Origin of the sequence: Modestobacter sp. VKM Ac-2986, from assembly GCF_026967795.1 — a bacterium.
Classification (GTDB): Bacteria; Actinomycetota; Actinomycetes; order Mycobacteriales; family Geodermatophilaceae; genus Modestobacter.
This window is the reverse complement of the sequence record NZ_JAPVBH010000008.1, coordinates 58,742-72,976: the sequence shown is the minus strand read 5'-3', so window position 1 is coordinate 72,976 and position 14,235 is coordinate 58,742. Positions and strand designations below refer to the sequence as shown.

Here is a 14,235-nt window from a genome sequence, read left to right as displayed (position 1 = left end):
GCCCCCTCTCCCCATGGAGTTCGACGTGCGCTTCTCCTCCCCGACCCGTCGTGCAGCAGGCCTCCTGGCCGTCACGACCATCGGCCTGTCCACCGCCGTCCTCAGCGTCACCGGTGTCGCCTCGGCCGCCACCGACTTCGTCCCGCCGGCCGGTGAGTCGTTCACGTTCACCACGAGTGACAGCGACTCCTACGACGTCGTCAACGCGACCAGCCTGATCGTCCCGGCCGGGTACTGCGGCATCGAGTGGGACGTCAACGCCGCCATGGGTGGTGCTGCGAGCGGCCCGGCTGCCAACACCGAGGGGCGCAGTCTGTCGGGGAAGACCGTCGTCGAGGCCGGGCAGGAGTACGTCTTCACCCTCGGGGAGGCCGGCGGCGACGCCAAGCGTGGCACTCCCGCGGTCGAGGCGGTCGCCGGGGACCCGACGGTCGTCCCCGCGGACGCTGTCCCGGGTGCTGGTGGACTCGGTGGCGCCGTGGGTGGCAAGGACGGCGTCGGCGACGAGGTCAACGGCTGGGGCGGCGGTGGTGGCGGCGCCACCACGATCAGCCTCGACGACGAGGTCGTCATCTCCGTCAAGGGCGGCGCGGGCGGCTCCGACGACGCGGCACACCCGACCGGTGGTGCCGGCGGCGGTGCGGACCTCCCGGCGACCTTCGTGGTGGGCGGACGGATCGCCGACGGCGCGCGGATCGACGGCGAGGTCTTCCCGTGCGAGGTCCCCGTCGTCATCACCCCGGAGACCCCCGTCGTCCCCGACCCCGGCACCCCCAGCAACCCGGGCACCGAGAACCCCGACGGCGAGTACGAGCAGGTCACCGGCGCCCCCAACGCCAACTGGGTCCTCGGCGTCGAGGGCGGCCTGGAGTTCCAGCTCTGGATCAGCAGCCTGGACTCCGAGGACCCCGTGACCGGTGTCGAGTACACCCTCGACGCCGGGAAGACCTGGAAGGGTGTCGCCACCGAGAACCTGGACGACTTCCAGTACTCCGGCACCATCACCGGCCTCGAGTCGGGCGCGACCTACTCGGTCTCCTTCCGCTTCACGACGAAGAACGGCGTCACCGAGGCGTCGGAGACCCTCACCGCCCGCACCGCCGTGCCCGGCCCGCTGGACGTCAAGGCCGTCGCCGGCCCCGGCGCGATCAAGGTGAGCTGGGCGCCCCCGGCCAACCTCGAGGGCGTCGCCGGCTACCTCGTCGTCGGTGGTCCCGAGGGTTCGCAGAGCAGCGAGGGCTCCATCGAGTGCCAGCCCACCGCCGACCTGGGCACCTCCTGCGCCATGCCCGCCGTCCCCGGCACCACCTACTCCCTGAGCGTGCACTCCCTCGACGCCGAGGGCGAGACGCTCGGCCGCTCCGAGTGGGTCACCGTCGGGCCGGTGCTCGCCTCTTCCGTCGCCTCCTCGCTCCCCAAGGCCGACGGCACGCTGACCAGCAACGACGCCGACGGCAAGGTCGTCGCCGGTGAGCAGATCACCATCAGCGGCACGGACTTCCTGCCCGGCTCCACCGTCGACCTGGTCGTCTACTCCACCCCGGTCAAGCTCGGCACCGCCACCGTCCTCGCCGACGGCACCTTCAGCGCCACGGTCACGCTGCCCAAGGACCTGACCAACGGCGTCCACCACCTGGTGGCCTCCGGTGTCGACGTCAACGGCAACCCCCGCGTCCTGGTCGTCGAGGTCACCGTCTCCGGTGGCACCGCCGTGCTGGCCATGACCGGCTTCTCGGCCCTGCCCGTCGCCGGCGCCGGTGCGCTGGCCCTGATCGCCGGTGGCGGCCTGCTGGTCGTCTCCCGTCGTCGTCAGGCCGCCTGACCTCCCCGCACCACCTGCTCGCCGCTCCGGCCCCGTCCCGCACCCGCGGGACGGGGCCGGTCCCGTTGTGGGGCGTGTCCGGCGGGAGCGGCCTCGCCACCGCGTGCCGCCTACAGGCCCTCCCTGGGTCGTGACCTGGGAGACAGCGAGAGGAGGTGCCGCGCGACCACGGGAGGGGTCGGGTCCGTAGCATCGGCGGGCAGCGGCACGGGGCGGCGACGCGTCCGTGCAGCCAGGAGGGCTCGCCTAGTGGCCGATGGCGGCGGTCTTGAAAACCGCTAAGAGTTCACAGCTCTTCGTGGGTTCGAATCCCACGCCCTCCGCCTCGTGCTCTCGGGTGGTGGAGGAGGTGGCTGCGCCGGTGACGACCTCGTCGGACGGCCCGTCGGCACGACGGGGCGACCTGACCCTCGGCCACGTGCTCGGCGCAGCCCGGCTGGACCCCGCGGAGGTGCTCGTCGTACGGCACACCTACCGGGCGGACGGCCTGAGCCACCCGCAGGGGGCGACGGTCGACGCCGTGCGCGAGTACACGCGGGCGCAGGACGTCAAGGGCGGCAAGTTCCCGAGGTCGCCGCCGTCCCTGTGGCTGGTCTTCATGGCCGACGGCAAGCGACGCTCGCGCTTCCTCACGGCGTACGAGAACCATGGGGAGGACGTGGGCGAGCGGACCGCGACGGGCCGCTTCTACGACCTGCACCCCTCGGAGGCACTGGCAGCCCTGCGCGATCGGCTGGTCATCGAGTGGTCGGCGGACACGATCAACTGGGCGAAGGGCGGTGCAGCCGCTGCGCAGATGCCCGTGGTCGAGATCGCCGACCCCGCGCGTGTGGCGTTCCCGGGCTTCGACCGGGTGCTGCTCACCCACGACCAGTTGACGGCCGTCGTCGAGGACCCCCGCTACGACGAGTGGCGGACCGCCCTGGCCGTCGTGCAGGGCATCTACCTGATCGCCGACACGAGCACCGGCAAGCTGTACGTGGGCAAGGCCGACGGCAGCGAACGGCTGCTCGGCAGGTGGACGGCCTACGCCCGCGACGGTCACGGCGGGAACCTCGCCCTGCGGGAACTGGCCGAGGCCGACGTCGCCCACAGCCGCCACTTCCTGTTCAGCATCCTGCGGGTCTTCGGGCCGGCCACGCCCGTGGCCGAGGTCGACGAGGCCGAGGCGCACTTCAAGAGGGCGCTGCTCACCCGGCAGCACGGGCTCAACCGCAACTGACCCCCGGAGCCCCTGGGCCGCCCCCTCCGCCGTCCGCGTGCTCAACGGCACGCCTGCGCTCCCGGCCGCCCCTCCTCGCGCCACGCCGGACGCGCGTGGGGCGTCGGAGGTCATCGACCGCACAACCCGCCCAGAACGGTCGATGACCGTGAAAGCCCAGCTCAACCGGGTCGTCCTGTCGACTCGTGGACCTGGGAGCGCACGGTCACCGGCTCTGCGGGGGGCCCTCCGCAACGATTGGGTGACGCAGGTGTCCGCGGCCCTGTCCGGACCCCGTCGGCGCACCCGCGCCGGCCCTACCTTTCGGCTGTCCGCGGCACTCCCCGCCGCGACGGACACCGAGGAGAGCCGCGTGCACCAGCTCGCGTCACCACGCACCCGCCCGGCCCCGGCCGACGGCGCCGTCACGCCGTCCGCGCTGCCCGCACCCCTGTGCACGGGTGCGCTGTGAGCCTCGTCTGGCCGACCGTGTCGGCCTTCGGCTTCGTGTTCTCCGTCGGCCTGGTGGTCGCCCTCGGCCGGGGGTCCACGGTCCGGTACGAGGCAGAGCGCGACCGGGCCAGGAACCGGGTCGAGCCCGCACTCGCGCCCGCTCCGGCCGATGCCCCCGGCGCCACCGTCCCCGGCGGGGGTGCCCCGCTGGCCGCAGCCGGGACGCACCCGGCGGCCGGCCGTGGGGCCGACCTCGCCGACCCGGCGGTCGCGGCGCACGCGCTCGACCGGCAGGAGGCCTCGGGCAGCGTCGCCACACTGCCGCAGACCCGCCCGGCCGGGCTCCCCGGCGATGCCGACTCGGTGCCGGCCTGGTGGCTGGTCGCCGAGGGCGACCACCAGGTGCTCGCCGGCCCCTTCACCGACCGGGTGGAGGCCGACTGGGCACTCCTCACCGGCCCGGAGGACGCCCCGGTGCACGCGCTCTACGGCCTGCGCCGCCCGGACGGCGGGGTGGCGCGGCGCCAGACGCCGGAGGACCTGGCCTGGCTGACCGAGCTGGGCGACCAGCTCGACCGGCTGCCCCAGGCGTGGGACGAGCGGATGGACGACGACGACCCGATGGTGTCTCTCGTCGTGGAGGTGACCGCGGCGCTGGTCGAGTCCGGCATCCCCGTGCACGACTGCGCCGGCGACGGTGTGGCCGGCGGGGTGTGCCTGACCCCGGAGCCGGGCTGCGACGGCGTCCTGGTCAGCTGGCACCAGCACGACCGGATGAGCCGCGACCAGGTGCGCGGCGCCGAGGCGGTCGTCGCGGTCCAGCGGGCGATGAACGCCGCGGTCGCCGAGTGCCTCCAGCTGCTGGGCTTCCTGGTGGCGCCGGTCGGCGCGGCGGGCTGCTCCCTGGTCATCGACGCACGGTCGGGCCGGTGAGGCGACGCCGGGTGCTGTGAGGGGCGGCACTCACTCGCAGGAGGTGACCGGCCCCGGGGCGCTGCGCAGCTCCGCGAGCCCCGTGCCGATGAGGAGGTGTGCAGCTGCCCCAGTCGATGAGGGCCCGGGACCCGCGGGCCGCAGCCAGGACCGCCGTCCTGGTGCTGCTGGTCTGCGCGGTCACGATGCTGGTCTTCTCGCTCTTCGGCCCCAACGCCGTCTCCACGGCCGGGATCGTCGCCTCCTGGGTGACCGCCGCGCTGCTGGTCGGGCTGGCCGTCACCTACCGCGTGACGCCGCCGGAGCGGATCGACCGGCGCGGCGGGTACGTGCTGATCGCCCTCATCGGGGTGGTGCTCTGCTGCGGGATGAACTGGATCACCCGGGACCCCTCCGCCGGTGGCCAGGCGTTCCTGGCCTTCCCGGTGCTGTGGGCCGGGGTGCACCTGCGCCGGGCCGCCGTCCGGGTGGTCACCGTCGCCGCCCTGGTCGGGGACGCCGTGGTGCTGTTCCACCTGGAGCCGGTCGGCAACGCGATCAGCGACCTCAGCTTCTTCGGCTCGGTGCTCGCCGTCATGGCGTTCATGCTCACCCGCTCCGGGGAGACCCAGGACCGGCTGGTCGCGATGCTCCAGGAGCAGGCCTCCGTGGACTCGCTCACCGGGCTGGTCAACCGCCGGGTGCTCGACGAGGCGCTGACCGAGGCCCTGACCACGCAGACCCGGCCGCTGGGCACCTCCCTGGTGCTGGTCGACATCGACTCGTTCAAGACCATCAACGACCAGTACGGCCACCCCGTCGGTGACGACGCCCTGGTGCACATCGCCGGCGTGCTGCGGTCGGTGGTCCGCCCCGGCGACGCCGTCCTGAGCCGGATGGGCGGCGACGAGCTCGCCGTCCTGCTGCCCGACTGCCCGGCCGAGGTCGCCGCCCGGCGCGCCACCGACGTGCTCGACGCGGTCCGTGCGGCGCCGCTGCAGCTGCGCGACGGCACCCTGCTGGCGGTGTCGGTCAGCCTGGGCGTGGCCCACGCGCCCTCGCACGCCGAGCAGCTCGAGGAGCTCTACGCCGCCGCCGACACTGCGCTCTACGCCGCCAAGCGGGCCGGTCGCGACCAGGTCCGCGTCGCCGAGGTGTGCTGAGACACCTGCCCGACTACCGAAGCCGGCGCACCGTGCCGGCCAGGGTGCGGGCGGTGAGCCGGCCGTCGGCCAGCCCCAGGGCCACGACGTCGTCGAAGGCCCGCTGGTCCTCGCGCGCCGCGCGCACCACGGCCTCCATGAGCACCGGCCACCGGCTCAGCTGCGAGGCGACCCCGGACGAGCGCAGGTGGCCGCCCAGCCGCCGGCGCAGCAGCCGGCGGTGCACCTGGCCCGCGCGGGCGCCGTGCGCGGCCGCCTCGCCGGCCAGCGCACCGGACAGGACGGCGTAGAAGATGCCCTCCCCGGTGAGCGGGTTGATCAGCGACTGCGCGTCCCCGGCCAGCAGCACCCGGCCGTCGGGCAGCCGCGGCCGCCCGGTCGACAGCGGCAGCCGGTGTGCGCGCAGGCCCTCGGGCTCGACACCGGGCAGCATCCGCTGCAGGCCGGCGACCAGCTCCGCGCGGGTCACCCCACCGGACACCAGCTCGCCGTAGCCGACGTTGGCCCGGCCGTCGCCGAGCGGGAACGACCAGGCGTAGGCCGGCCAGCGCTGCTCGGTCGTGGTGACCACCTGCACGCCCTCGGCGCCGGTCAGCACCGGCGCGTAGCCGCGGATCGCCACCGCCAGCCGGTCCGGGCTGTTGCCGGCCAGGCCCAGCGCCCGGCGGACGACGGACTCCGCACCGTCCGCGCCGACCAGCACGCCGGCGCGGAACCGGCCGTCGACCTCCACGTGGTCGGCGTGCACGGTCACCTCGCGGACGGTGTGCTGCCGGAACCGGACGCCGCGGTCGAGCACCTGCGCCAGCAGCCGGCCGTCGAGCACCGCGCGGGGCACCACGGACGAGGGGCGGTGCAGGGCGCGCTCGACCGTCGTCCCGCCCGGGCCGTGCAGCCGCAACCGCGGGACGGTCGGGTACCCGGCGGTCAACGTCGCGACGTCGAGGCCGAGGCCGGCCAGCACGTCGAGCGCCTCGGGCGCGATGCCGTCACCGCAGACCTTGTCGCGCGGGAACACCGACCGGTCGAGCACGAGCACGTCGGCGTCCGGACGGGCCCGGCGCACCGCGGCCGCGCAGGCCGCACCGGCCGGGCCGCCGCCGACGACGAGGACGTCCGCGTGCTCCACCGCGGCCGGGCTCAGGTGTTGTTCGCCGGCGTCGGGGTGCCGGGGTTGCAGTTCTCGTCCTGGCTGTTGCTGTTGTTCCCGGCGTCGCAGTTGGTCTCACCACGCTCGACGTCGAGGTTGGAGCCACCGCAGCCGGTGAGCACCGTGCTGCCGGCGATGGCGAGGGCCACGAGGGTCCGCTTGATGTGCATGGTGGGGGCGTTGCCCACGATCAGCGGTGTGCAACCGGCTGTCATCACCGGGGTGCGGTCCACTTCCGGGCCGGGTGGACGTAGCCGGCCACGAAGGCCAGCAGCCCAGCAGCGTCGTGCACCACCCCGAGGGCCTCGAGCCGGGCGGCGTCGAGGTAGCCGTCGTCGACCATCCGGCGCAGCTGGGCCAGCTGCGGCTGCCAGAAGCCCTCGACGTCCAGCAGGGCGACCGGCTTGGCGTGCAGCCCGAGCATCCCCCAGGTCCAGGCCTCGAACAGCTCCTCCAGGGTGCCGGCGGCCCCCGGCAGTGCGACGAAGGCGTCGGCGAGGTCGGCCATGACCTGCTTGCGCTCGTGCATCGTCGCCACGACCTCCAGCCGGGGCAGCCCGCGGTGGGCCACCTCGTCGTCGACCAGGTGCTGCGGGATCACCCCGACCACCTCGCCGCCGGCGGCCAGCGCGGCGTCGGCGACCACGCCCATCAGGCCCACGTCGCCGCCGCCGTAGACGATCCCGACGCCGGCGCGGGCCAGGTCCGCGGCGAACGTCGCAGCCGCCTGCTGGTGGGCGGGCGGGCCGGCGTGCGATCCGGTGAAGACGGCGATGCGCATGTGCCCGACCCTAGGTGGGCCCTCGGGCACCCCGCGTCGGCACGTCCGGAGGCCGTGTGCGGCGGCGGGCGGGCAACTCCCTGCTGTTCTCCTGATGCTCTCCTCAGGGTCACCCGTTGGAGGGACCCACACCGCAGAGTCGGCGCGACAGATGCACGGACGACGATGCGGGAGCGAGTCGATGAGCCACGACCACGAGCACCACCACCACGGCGGCCATGACCACCACCATGCCGACGCCGCTGGTGTCGAGGGCACCTGGGTCGACCCCGAGGCCGACGACCCGTTGTCGGTCTCGCGGCGGGCCTTCCTGGCCACCGCGACCGTCGTCGCGGGCGCGGCAGCCGGCCTCGGCGGCACCGTGGCCGGTGTCGGTCAGGGCGTCGCCGCCGCCACCGACCGCAAGGGCAGGACGAGCAACGCGTGGTCCGGCCGGCCCTACTTCCTCGCCGGTGACCACCACATCCACACCCAGTTCTCGCCCGACGCGCAGTACGAGATCGAGACCCAGGTGTCGAAGGCCCAGGAGTACGGGCTGGACTGGGTCGTCATCACCGACCACGGCAGCGTCGCGCACCAGAAGTTCTCGATCGACCAGGTGACGCCGCGCATCGAGGCCACCCGCAAGGCCCACCCGGACATGCTGGTGTACCAGGGCCTGGAGTGGAACATCCCGGGCGCCGAGCACGCCACGGTCTTCATGCCGCCCGGCCGGTCCACCGTCGACATCCTCAAGGCGTTCGAGGGCGGATACGACGGCAGCGTCCTCACCGCGCAGGGGCGGACCACCGCGAACAACCCCGCCGGTGCCGAGCCCTTCGCCATCGACGGACTGCGCTACCTCGAGCAGCAGGTCCGCAACCGGCGCACCGAGATCGCGCTGATGTTCGCCAACCACCCGAGCCGGCAGGGCATCGACAGCCCGCACGAGATCCGCAACTGGCGGGAGACCGCCCCGGGCGTCGCCGTGGGCATGGAGGGCGCCCCGGGTCACCAGGCTGCCGGCATCCCGGCCCCGGCCGGACCGGGTGGGGGTCGCGGGTACTACGACCGCTCCGCGGGGGCCAACAGCTTCGCGGCCTACCCGCCCGAGTCCTACCGCACCTTCGGTGGCTTCGACTGGATGACCGCGACCGTCGGCGGGCTGTGGGACTCCCTCCTGGCCGAGGGGCTCCCCTTCTGGGTCACCGCGACCTCGGACTCGCACCAGGTCTACCGCGACACGTTCACGCCGGGCACGCAGGACTACGCCACGACCGGCAGCCGGGGCGCCCCGATCGACACCGGCGCACCCATCACGTCCTACGGGGACTTCTGGCCCGGCCAGTACAGCAGCACGCTGGTCGCCTCCAACGCCCGCAAGTACGTCGACCTGATGAAGTCGCTGCAGGCCGGCAAGGTCATCGCCGTGCACGGTCGGCTCATCGAGGGCCTGGACCTCCGTGTGCGGTCGCCCCGGCAGGGGGACGCCCGGGGGGTCACCCTCGGCGGCACGACCTGGGTGCGCCGGGGTGGTGACGTCGACGTCTCGATCACCGTCGAGCTGGCCGCCGGCCCGAACGCCAACGGCGACGTCCCGAAGCTGGCGAAGGTGGACCTGATCAGCGGTCCGGTCACCGGCCGGGTCAAGGACAAGGACACCTTCCGGGCACCCGAGACCCGTGTGGTCGAGACCTTCGAGGTGCGCAAGGGCCGCAAGACGGCCACGTTCAACCACACCTTCCGCAACGTCCAGGACTCCTTCTACCTGCGACTGCGCGGCAGTGACGGCAAGCAGCTGGACTCCGCCGGCAACCCGCCGATGGACAAGGTGGGCGACGCGAACCCGTGGGACGACCTCTGGTTCTACGCCAACCCGGTCTTCGTCGACGTCGTCTGATGGTCGACCGCTGGTGGGCGGGCGCCCCCCGGGACGAGGTCCTCGCCGACGCCCACCTGCTCGCGGCCGTCGACGAGGCCCTGATCGGGTCGGGTGTCTCGGCCGAGCTGGTCTGCACGTCGGTGGACCGCTCGGCCGGGGTTCCCCGGACCGGTGTGGCGCTGCGGCTGACCGGGGAGCCGGCGGACCCGTCGGCCACCCGGTCGGCCCTGTCGCAGACGCTGGGCGGACCCGTCGTCGTGCTCGACGAGGAGGCCGGTCAGCCTGACGTCGTCGCCTCGGCCGCACTGCAGGCGGCGCGGCAGGGAACGGCGGGGCGCTGCGTGCGCTTCCCGGGCCAGCAGGCGGTCCGCGGCCGGCTCCCGGTCGCGGACCTGGTCTCCGGGACCGCCATCGACGAGCTCGTCGGCGTGGGGGTCGAGGTGGCCCCGGATGCCGTCGTGGACACGCTGGGCTTCCTGCGTCCGCAGTGGTCGGGCGGCCGGCTGACGCTGCTGGTGGAGCAGGGGGCCGGAGGGGTGTTGCGACCCTTCGAGATCGAGTCGCCGCACGAGTGCTGCGGCGGCGCCGGTCACTGAGCGGTCCCGGAGGGGCCGACGTCCCGGCGTCGGCCCCTCCGGCACGTCACACCGCCGGGGTGGCGAAGCCGATCTCCTTGCCGGCGATGCAGGCCGGGAAGGTCTCGAAGGCCGCCGCACGCTCGGGCGAGGCGTTGTAGCGCTCCTCCACCTCCAGGAAGTCGGCCTCGTCGCCGTCGTGGGCCACCGCCCAGGTGAAGGTGGAGTGCTCCTGCTCGGACAGGGCGAACAGCACCCGGAAGCCGAACTGCTCCCGCACCGGGACGATGGTCGGGAACCACGCCAGGAAGTCGGCCATCCGGCCCGGTTCGATCTCGTAACGACGCAGCTGCACGGTCATGCGCCCAGTCTGATGGAGTCCCAGCGGTGCGGAGAGCGCGCCCTGGGACCCCATCAGCGCGGGGTCAGGACGACGGCGGGACGTAGAACTGCAGGTCGTTGCCCTCGGAGTCCTTGAACGGCGCGATCCGGCCCCACGGGTGGTCGCTGATGCCGCCGGAGAACTCCACGCCCTTGCCCTGCAGCTCGGCCACCTCGGCGTCGAGGTCACCGTCGGGCTGGAAGGTGATGACGGCGCCGCCGTCGGCGTGCTTCGCCGTCCCCTCACGCGCGTTCAGCCCGATCATCAGGCCGTTCGAGTCGTACTCGCTCCAGTCCTCGGTGACCTTCTTCTCGGTCAGCCCCAGGACGTCCCGGTAGAAGGCCCGGGCCCGGTCCATGTCGTCGACCGGCACCCACACGCTCGCCACACCACTCGCCACGTCAGTTCTCCTCGTCAGTAGGTCGTGCACGACCCGTGCCCACCCGGGTGGCCCGGCAACCACGGCGGCGTCACGGCAGACTGGGACGGTGCGCACCTCGACCGACGGCTGGACGACGTGTGCGCTGGGGCACCGCCACTGGGGGCGGGCCGGCGCAGCCGGGCTGCTGCTGCACCGCCCCGGCCCGGTCGGCACCGAGGTCCTGCTGCACCTGCGGGTGGACTGGTCGCACCACGGCGGCACCTGGGGCACCCCCGGTGGTGCGCTGCACGCCGGTGAGGACGCGGCCGACGGCGCGCTGCGCGAGGCGGGGGAGGAGCTGGGCCTGCGCCGTTCGGACGTCCTGCTCGGGACGGCGTCGGTCGACGACCACGGCGGCTGGAGCTACACGACCGTGCTGGCCGTCCCCGCCGGGCGGCTGGAGCCCACCGACCTGGTGCTGAACGAGGAGAGCACCGACGTCGGGTGGTTCGCCCTCGACGCGCTCCCGGTCCTGCACCCGGGCCTGGCCGGCTCGCTGCCGACCCTGCTGCCGCTGCTGGCGGCCTGACTCACGCCTTCCCGGGGACGGTGACCGGGACGACGACGAGCCGGTGGTCGCCGAACTCCATCGCCCGCACCTCCGCCGGCCCGGCCTGCACCGGGTCGAGGGCCAGCACGTGGTCGAACTGCACCCGGGGCGCGGGCGCGGGGTAGGTCGGGGCGGTCGCCAGCCGCTGGGCGCGGACCAGCGTCGCCGGCAGCGGGCCGATCAGGTTCAGGTCGCCGGCGAGGAGCACCGGGCCGGGCAGCGTGCGCGCCCAGCTGCGCAGCCGGAACAGCTGGCGGGCCGCGGTGTGCGGCGCGAAGGACAGGTGGGTGCCGATCACGGTGACCCCGTCGAGCTCGGCGGCCACGGCCAGCCGCGGCTCGTCGGGGAACCACCAGGTGCGGACCTCGCCGGTGCGCGGGTCGGGGGCCCGGATCGGCAGCTTGGCGCGGCCGGCGCCCAGCGCCTGCACCGACCAGCGCCGCACGGGCAGCCGGCTGAACAGCGCGATGCCGTAGTGGGGGCCGGCGAGCTGCTCCCACGACCCGCGCAGCACGGGCGGGTCGACCGGAGTCCAGCTGCGGAAGGGGTCGGGCGTGCCGGCGACCGCGGCGGCGAACCGCCACTGGGAGACGCCGAGCGCGGCGGCCACCTCGGCCGGCTGGTCGACCCCGTGTGACCGCGGCTGGGCGACGTCGACCTCCTGGACGGCGAGGACGTCGACGTCCAGCCCGGCCAGGGCGGCCCGCAACCCGGTGGCGTCGAGCGAACGGCCCCGGGAGTCCCGGGCAGAGGCGAGGTTCAGCGTGCCGACCCGGAGTTCCACCCGCCCATCAGACCAGGGTCGCGACGCTCGTGCTCTGCTCACCGTGGTGGGCAGGGGACGAGCTCCTCGGGGAGCAGGTGCCCGGCGCGGCCGTTAGGTTCGCACCCGTGAGTGCCCGCGCCGACGTCTCCGAGATCTTCGACCCCACCGCGTGGCAGGAGGTCGAGGGCTTCGAGCAGCTCACCGACGTCACCTACCACCGGGCGGTCGACGCCGGGGTGGTGCGGATCGCCCTCGACCGGCCCGAGGTGCGCAACGCCTTCCGGCCGCAGACGGTCGACCAGCTGCTCGCCGTGTTCGAGCACGCGCGGCTGTCGACCGACGTCGGCTGCGTGCTGCTCACCGGCAACGGCCCCAGCGAGAAGGACGGCGGCTGGGCGTTCTGCTCCGGCGGTGACCAGCGGGTGCGCGGGAGGTACGGCTACGAGGCCGGGGACGGGGTCAGCGGCCGGCTGCACATCCTGGAGGTGCAGCGGCTGATCCGGTTCATGCCCAAGGTCGTCGTCTGCGTCGTCCCGGGGTGGGCGGCCGGCGGTGGGCACAGCCTGCACGTGGTCGCCGACCTCACCCTGGCCAGCGCCGAGCACGCCCGGTTCAAGCAGACCGACGCAGACGTCGGCAGCTTCGACGGCGGCTTCGGCTCGGCCTACCTCGCCCGGCAGGTGGGCCAGAAGTTCGCCCGCGAGATCTTCTTCCTCGGCGAGGAGTACTCAGCCGCGGACGCGCACGCGATGGGCATGGTCAACCGGGTGGTGCCGCACGCCGAGCTGGAGGCCATCGCGCTGGACTGGGGACGCCGGATCGTGGCCAAGAGCCCGACCGCCCAGCGGATGCTCAAGTACTCGTTCAACGCGATCGACGACGGCCTGGTCGGTCAGCAGCTCTTCGCCGGGGAGACCACCCGGCTGGCCTACATGGCCGAGGAGGCCGTCGAGGGCCGCGACTCCTTCCTGGAGAAGCGCCCCGCCGACTTCTCCCGCTTTCCGTGGCATGTGTAGGCGGCAGGCCGGGCATCAGACGTACGCCTGTGGCCCCCTTCCGGGGCCCAGTGCGAGCTTGCGAGTGCTGGGGAGAAGGGGGTCCTTGTGATCATCGAGGTGATCGGCGGTGCCGACGAGGTGCCCGAGGTGCGGGTGGCCGACGTCGACGACCTGACCCGGCTGCACCTGGCCGTGGGCGCGGTGACCGACGAGGAGGCCGACGCGGCGCTGCGCACGGCCGGCATGGGCCGGCTGACCGACGGTGACACCGGCGTGGTGTCCGTCGCCGCGCTGCGTGCGGCCGCCGAGCCGCAGGCGACGGCCGCGGACTGGGGCGACCGCTTCGACGCGATGGTGATCTTCGCCGCGGACAAGGGCTGGACCGCGGACGACGGCGCCGGCCTGCAGGTGCACATAGAGCCCGCCGCGTCCGCCTGACCAGCGCGTCCACCCGGTCGCGGCCCCGGCGCGGCCCGCCCGGCGCCGCTGTGAGGTCGATGTGTGCCGGCCTGGTTGTTGTGGTCACTCCAGTTTCTTGGGCACGATTGCACGGTGGCGACCACAGACCTCCCCCAGCGACCCGCCGGCTCACGTCCTCCGGGCCGTCCGCTGTCCTCGGAGCTCTCCGACCAACTGGTCGCCGTGGCGATGGACATCCTGGCCGACGAGGGCTGGGGGCGGCTGAACAGCGACCGCGTCGCGGCCCGGGCCAGGGCCGGCAAGGCCGGCATCTACCGCCGGTGGCCCACGATGGCCGCCCTGGCCCGGCACGCGCTCTCCACCACCTCGCTGGTGGAGGTGCCCGCCGACGCCGGCTCGCTCACCGCGGACCTGTGCGCCCTGCTGGTGCGCTGGACCCAGCCGCTGGACCGGTCCGAGCGCGCGGCGGCCAGCCTGATGGGCGCTGCCCGGCACGACGAGGAGCTGCGCGCCGGCCTGGACGAGGCGCTGCTGCGCCCGCTGGGCGCCGCGGTGCGCGAGATCGCCGCCCGGGAGGCCGCCCGCGGGCACGAGCTGGCGGCCGAGCGCGTGGTGCTGCTGGGCTCGGTGCTGGAGGCGCTGTGGTGGCAGCGCTACACCTCCGTCGCCGCCGCCCCGCGCAGCGCCACCGAGGTCGAGCACCTGGTCGCCGACGTGCTGGTGCCCATCGTCGAGCCGGAGCACGTGGCCGGGCCCGAGCACGTGGCCACGGCCGGCTGA

Annotated in this window: 16 protein-coding genes and 1 tRNA gene; 11 read left to right on the top strand and 6 right to left on the bottom strand. The window is 74.1% G+C overall.

Features of this window, described 5'->3' with window-relative positions; translation table 11 throughout:
• Positions 1-13 precede the first annotated feature (13 nt).
• The 5 genes from O2W14_RS18865 (at position 14) to O2W14_RS18845 (ending at position 5,551) form a co-directional block, all read left to right on the top strand.
• Complete coding sequence (locus O2W14_RS18865; protein ID WP_269177669.1) at positions 14-1,822, top strand: fibronectin type III domain-containing protein; 1,809 nt, start codon at positions 14-16, stop codon at positions 1,820-1,822.
• A 235-nt stretch (positions 1,823-2,057) separates the two neighbouring features.
• Positions 2,058-2,145 (top strand) — tRNA-Ser (locus tag O2W14_RS18860).
• Positions 2,146-2,183: 38 nt separating this feature from the next.
• Positions 2,184-3,044 carry a GIY-YIG nuclease family protein gene (locus O2W14_RS18855; RefSeq protein WP_269177668.1) on the top strand — a complete coding sequence of 287 codons (861 nt, stop codon included), beginning with the start codon at positions 2,184-2,186 and terminating at the stop codon, positions 3,042-3,044.
• 447 nt (positions 3,045-3,491) lie between these two features.
• A complete protein-coding gene (locus O2W14_RS18850) occupies positions 3,492-4,409 on the top strand; it encodes a hypothetical protein (RefSeq protein ID WP_269177667.1) in 918 nt (305 codons plus the stop codon).
• 116 nt (positions 4,410-4,525) lie between these two features.
• Positions 4,526-5,551 (top strand): GGDEF domain-containing protein, encoded by a 1,026-nt coding sequence (locus O2W14_RS18845; RefSeq protein WP_269177666.1) that lies wholly within the window; start codon positions 4,526-4,528, stop codon positions 5,549-5,551.
• Between the two features lie 13 nt (positions 5,552-5,564).
• Here the strand turns inward: O2W14_RS18845 and O2W14_RS18840 are convergent, their stop codons facing one another.
• The 3 genes from O2W14_RS18840 to O2W14_RS18830 are packed head-to-tail and all read right to left on the bottom strand — an operon-like array spanning position 5,565 to position 7,482.
• Complete coding sequence (locus O2W14_RS18840; protein WP_269177665.1) at positions 5,565-6,680, bottom strand: NAD(P)/FAD-dependent oxidoreductase; 1,116 nt, start codon at positions 6,678-6,680, stop codon at positions 5,565-5,567.
• Positions 6,681-6,691: 11 nt separating this feature from the next.
• Complete coding sequence (locus O2W14_RS18835; RefSeq protein ID WP_269177664.1) at positions 6,692-6,889, bottom strand: hypothetical protein; 198 nt, start codon at positions 6,887-6,889, stop codon at positions 6,692-6,694.
• A 26-nt stretch (positions 6,890-6,915) separates the two neighbouring features.
• Positions 6,916-7,482, bottom strand: coding sequence for a TIGR00730 family Rossman fold protein (locus tag O2W14_RS18830; protein WP_269177663.1), 567 nt, complete (start codon positions 7,480-7,482; stop codon positions 6,916-6,918).
• 181 nt (positions 7,483-7,663) lie between these two features.
• Between O2W14_RS18830 and O2W14_RS18825 the strand changes: the two genes are divergently transcribed.
• Both O2W14_RS18825 and O2W14_RS18820 read left to right on the top strand, forming a co-directional pair.
• Complete coding sequence (locus tag O2W14_RS18825) at positions 7,664-9,361, top strand: PHP domain-containing protein (protein ID WP_269177662.1); 1,698 nt, start codon at positions 7,664-7,666, stop codon at positions 9,359-9,361.
• Positions 9,361-9,939: a hypothetical protein gene (locus O2W14_RS18820; RefSeq protein WP_269177661.1), complete on the top strand. Its 579-nt coding sequence runs from the start codon at positions 9,361-9,363 to the stop codon at positions 9,937-9,939. The genes O2W14_RS18825 and O2W14_RS18820 overlap by 1 nt, the downstream gene beginning before the upstream one ends.
• Positions 9,940-9,985: 46 nt before the next feature.
• Here O2W14_RS18820 and O2W14_RS18815 read toward each other — a convergent pair whose 3' ends face one another.
• On the bottom strand, positions 9,986-10,279 hold the full coding sequence (locus tag O2W14_RS18815; protein ID WP_269177660.1) for a hypothetical protein: 294 nt from the start codon (positions 10,277-10,279) through the stop codon (positions 9,986-9,988).
• Between the two features lie 64 nt (positions 10,280-10,343).
• On the bottom strand, positions 10,344-10,700 hold the full coding sequence (locus tag O2W14_RS18810; protein WP_269177659.1) for a VOC family protein: 357 nt from the start codon (positions 10,698-10,700) through the stop codon (positions 10,344-10,346).
• 88 nt (positions 10,701-10,788) lie between these two features.
• Here O2W14_RS18810 and O2W14_RS18805 point away from each other — a divergent pair, with 88 nt between their 5' ends.
• The gene (locus O2W14_RS18805) at positions 10,789-11,250 is read left to right on the top strand and encodes an NUDIX domain-containing protein (RefSeq protein ID WP_269177658.1); all 462 of its coding nucleotides are present in this window, start codon (positions 10,789-10,791) and stop codon (positions 11,248-11,250) included.
• A 1-nt stretch (position 11,251) separates the two neighbouring features.
• On the opposite strand, the gene O2W14_RS18800 is transcribed toward O2W14_RS18805, so the two are convergent.
• Complete coding sequence (locus O2W14_RS18800; RefSeq protein ID WP_269177657.1) at positions 11,252-12,055, bottom strand: endonuclease/exonuclease/phosphatase family protein; 804 nt, start codon at positions 12,053-12,055, stop codon at positions 11,252-11,254.
• Between the two features lie 107 nt (positions 12,056-12,162).
• Between O2W14_RS18800 and O2W14_RS18795 the strand changes: the two genes are divergently transcribed.
• The 3 genes from O2W14_RS18795 to O2W14_RS18785 all read left to right on the top strand — a co-directional run bounded on the left by O2W14_RS18795 (position 12,163) and on the right by O2W14_RS18785 (position 14,235).
• Positions 12,163-13,053, top strand: a complete 891-nt coding sequence (locus tag O2W14_RS18795; protein ID WP_269177656.1) for a 1,4-dihydroxy-2-naphthoyl-CoA synthase — start codon at positions 12,163-12,165, stop codon at positions 13,051-13,053.
• An 87-nt stretch (positions 13,054-13,140) separates the two neighbouring features.
• Positions 13,141-13,473 (top strand): hypothetical protein, encoded by a 333-nt coding sequence (locus tag O2W14_RS18790; protein ID WP_269177655.1) that lies wholly within the window; start codon positions 13,141-13,143, stop codon positions 13,471-13,473.
• Between the two features lie 114 nt (positions 13,474-13,587).
• The gene (locus O2W14_RS18785) at positions 13,588-14,235 is read left to right on the top strand and encodes a TetR-like C-terminal domain-containing protein (RefSeq protein ID WP_269177654.1); all 648 of its coding nucleotides are present in this window, start codon (positions 13,588-13,590) and stop codon (positions 14,233-14,235) included.